The 3356-nt window shown below is 70.4% G+C and carries 4 protein-coding genes; 1 reads left to right on the top strand and 3 read right to left on the bottom strand.

What is annotated here, in order from left to right:
* Together GWI24_RS42295 and GWI24_RS42290 are read right to left on the bottom strand one after the other, a co-directional pair.
* Positions 1–539 (bottom strand): questin oxidase family protein (locus GWI24_RS42295; RefSeq protein ID WP_210951330.1); only part of this gene is annotated, 539 nt, incomplete at its 3' end.
* A 114-nt stretch (positions 540–653) separates the two neighbouring features.
* Complete coding sequence (locus GWI24_RS42290) at positions 654–1079, bottom strand: hypothetical protein (protein WP_210951329.1); 426 nt, start codon at positions 1077–1079, stop codon at positions 654–656.
* A 373-nt stretch (positions 1080–1452) separates the two neighbouring features.
* Here GWI24_RS42290 and GWI24_RS42285 point away from each other — a divergent pair, with 373 nt between their 5' ends.
* Entirely contained in the window at positions 1453–2457 is a 1005-nt protein-coding gene (locus GWI24_RS42285) for an RNA polymerase sigma factor RpoD/SigA (RefSeq protein ID WP_210951328.1), read from the top strand.
* A 156-nt stretch (positions 2458–2613) separates the two neighbouring features.
* On the opposite strand, the gene GWI24_RS42280 is transcribed toward GWI24_RS42285, so the two are convergent.
* Entirely contained in the window at positions 2614–3351 is a 738-nt protein-coding gene (locus GWI24_RS42280; protein WP_210951331.1) for an SDR family NAD(P)-dependent oxidoreductase, read from the bottom strand.
* Positions 3352–3356 lie beyond the last annotated feature (5 nt).

Raw genomic sequence — 3356 nt, 5'->3', positions numbered from 1 at the left:
GCCAGCGCGTCGGCCGCCAACCCGGAGGCGGGGCCCGGTAGCCGGCGGAGCGGCGGCAGCGGGGCGTGGCGGGCGGCCCAGTAACCGAGGGCGTGGGCCAGCTCGGCGATGCGGGGAGCGGTCGTCGTACCCGGCTCGTCCAGCAGGGTCCGTACGGCGTGGCCGACCCGGATCACCGGATGCGTCGCGCCGCCGGCGATGCCCGGCAGCAGCCGCGGCCACCACACGGCGAGCACGTCCTGCCAGGGGCGGTCGGCGAGCTCCCGGTCGAAGTAGGCGGGCCAGTCGGCGAGACGGCGTGGATCGCCGAGCGCCTCGCGCCAGTTCTCCTCGGTGATCGCGGCGTACGAGCGCGGCATCTCCTCCAGCTTGTCGCGATAGCGGTCCAGCCAGCGGTGCACAGTGCGCCCCTGGCCGTGGCGCACCAGTGCCTCCGCGGCCATCGGCGCGTGATTGCTCAGCCATCCGTGACGCTCGGGGCCGGAGGCGTGCAGTCGCTCGAGGGCTTCGTCGAGAGTTCCACTCGTGTCGTCGGTCATGGCCTCACGCTAGGGAGGGCGGGTCGGCCCCGGAACGGGCCGGGGACGGAGGCGTGCGGGGACCAACGACCTAAGCCGGGCCGGGCCCGGGGGCCGGTCCTCGAAGACTGGGGGTTACCCCCGAGGGTGTTCCGCCCGTATGTGGAAGACGTAGAACGACACGCCCACCATCACGAGCCCCGCCCCCAGCCCGATCCCCGAGGACCGGTACACCGAGCCTCCGCTCACGGAGTGCAGAAAGCCGAGCGCGCAGCCGAGGACCGACCCGTAGAGCACGGCCCGGATCTCGGGCATCAGGCCCGGCGTCATCCTGCCGAGGGCGTAGCAGAGCGCCCCGACCACCGCCGCCGATACCACGCCGAAGATGGCGGCCGTGGGGATGCTGGAGCCCTGGTTGTGGGTCACGAACATCATCCAGCCGCCGTAGAGCACCGCGAGAACGGCTGGGACGCCCCAGGAGGCGGAGGGGTGCAGTCGGAGCGGGAGCCGCGGATGGCGGTGGTGGCCCACGGGGGCAGTGGGGGCTGTGGGGGCATTCATGGCGGAACCTCCTCGTCGCCGCGACCCCGCCCTGGCCTGTCACTTTCCAGCGCACACCCATGCGGAGGGCCGGGCAACCGGGCGCGCTGGGCCGTACGGGCAACCGGCAGCCCGCGAGATTCGTCTTGACAGATGGGAGAAGGGCAGAAGAGCCGTGGGAGGCAGCCGCACAGGGGGTCTGACCTGCGCTTTCCGTTGTCTCGGCAGTGCGCTGACCCGCGTGTGGCTGGACAGGATACTGCATGATCGTAAAAAGGTGGGGGCCTGATGGGAATTCTGTCCTGATTCCAGTCGTTGTTTCCTTCGGACGGGGCACCCGACACCGGAGAGTCCGTCCATAGTCCGCGCCCGATCCATCTGTAAGGGAGCACGCATGGCAACCCGTGCCGTCGCCCGTAATCAGTCCGCCGCCGGTGGTGGCGCTGATGGGGCCAACAGTGTTCGCGCCTCAGGCGGGGAGATCGCCGATCGCGACCTGGTCGGCATGTATCTCGACGAGATCGCTCGCACCCCGTTGCTGGACGCGGCGAAGGAGGTCGAGCTTTCTCAGTCCATCGAAGCGGGGGTGTACGCCCAGCAGATCCTGGACGGGGAGGTTGAGGACACCCCTGCCGCAGGTGCGAGCCGCGAGGAGCTGGAGGCGATAGCCGCCGAAGGTGCCCGCGCCAAGGACATCTTCATCCGCTCCAATCTGCGCCTCGTCGTGGCTGTGGCGCGCCGCTATCCGCGCAGTGGGCTGCCCCTGCTGGATCTGATCCAGGAGGGCAACGCGGGCCTGGTGCGCGCGGTGGAGAAGTTCGACTACACGAAGGGCTTCAAGTTCTCGACCTATGCCACGTGGTGGATCCGTCAGGCCATCACGCGCTCGATCGCGGATCAGTCCCGTACGATCCGGCTGCCCGTCCACCTGGTCGAGGAGCTCGGCCGGATCCGCCGAGTGCAGCGGGAGTTCAACCGTGAGCACGGCCGCGAGCCGGAGCACGCCGAGATCGCCGAGGAGCTCGGCTCCACGATGGAGCGGGTCTCGGATGTGCTCGACTGGGCCCGCGACCCGGTCAGTCTGAACATGTCGGTCGACGACGAAGGGGAGACCCAGTTCGGCGATCTGCTGGAGGACACCTCGGCCGTCTCGCCCGAGCAGTCGGTGATGACGCTGCTGCGCAGTGAGGAGCTGGAGGACCTGATCGGCCGCCTCGACGACCGCACCGCCTCCATCATCAAGGCGCGGTACGGGATCGACGACGGCCGCGAGCGAACCCTGACCGAGGTCGGCAAGCAGCATGGCCTCACGCGTGAGCGGATCCGCCAGATCGAGAAGCACGCATTGCTTGAGCTGAAGAAGATGGCCCGCCAGACCGGTTTCGACGCAGCGGCTTGAGTTCTCAGGCCAGCAGACCCCAGCCACCAGATCCCCTCCAACCCCTAGACCGAGCCCCGGCGCCTCCCCCCGGCGTCGGGGCTCGCTTCTGTCTGTCTATCTGTCTATCTGCCTGTCTGCTGGGGTCTGGGGTCTGGGGATGGAGGGAGCGACCGGTCAGGCGGCGAAGCCGCCATCCACGGCGATCGACGCCCCGGTGATGTAGCGGCCGCTGTCTCCCGCGAGATGGGCCACGGTCGCCGCGATCTCCGTGGTGCGGCCGTAGCGCCCGAGCGCGGTGAGGCCGCTCTGGAAGGCGGCGTTCTCGCCGTCGGCCGGGTTCATATCGGTGTCCACGGGTCCGGGGTGGATCAGGTTGGCCGTGATCCCGCGCGGGCCGAGCTCACGGGCCAGGGCCTTGGTGAGGCCGGTGAGCGCGGTCTTGCTGGTCGCGTAGAGGCTGCCGCCGGGGAAGGCGACCCTCTCGGCCATACAGCTGCCGATATTGATGATCCGCCCGCCGTCGGCCATATGCGCGGTGGCCGCCTGCGCCAGGAGGAACGGCGCCCGGACGTTCACGGCGAGGACCCGGTCCACATCGTCCAGCGACAGCTCGGCGATGGGGCCGAGGGCGCCGACGCCCGCGTTGTTGACCAGGATGTCCAGGCGGCCGAACTCGGCGGCCGCCCCCTCCACGGCGGCCCGCACCGCCTCCGCGTCGACGCCGTCGGCCTGCACGGCCCAGGCGCGGCGGCCGAGCGCCTTGATCCGGTCGACGACATCCGCCGCGCGCTCGGCCTGGCTGTGGTACGTCAGGGCGACATCGGCGCCCTCCTCGGCGAGCCGGATCGCCACGGCCTCACCGATGCCCCGGCTGCCGCCGGTGACCAGGGCCGCCTTGCCGTCGAGTGTCATGCCTT

This window comes from Streptomyces sp. MK37H (assembly GCF_018035285.1).
GTDB lineage: Bacteria > Actinomycetota > Actinomycetes > Streptomycetales > Streptomycetaceae > Streptomyces > Streptomyces endocoffeicus.
This window is presented reverse-complemented; position numbering and strand designations above follow the sequence as displayed.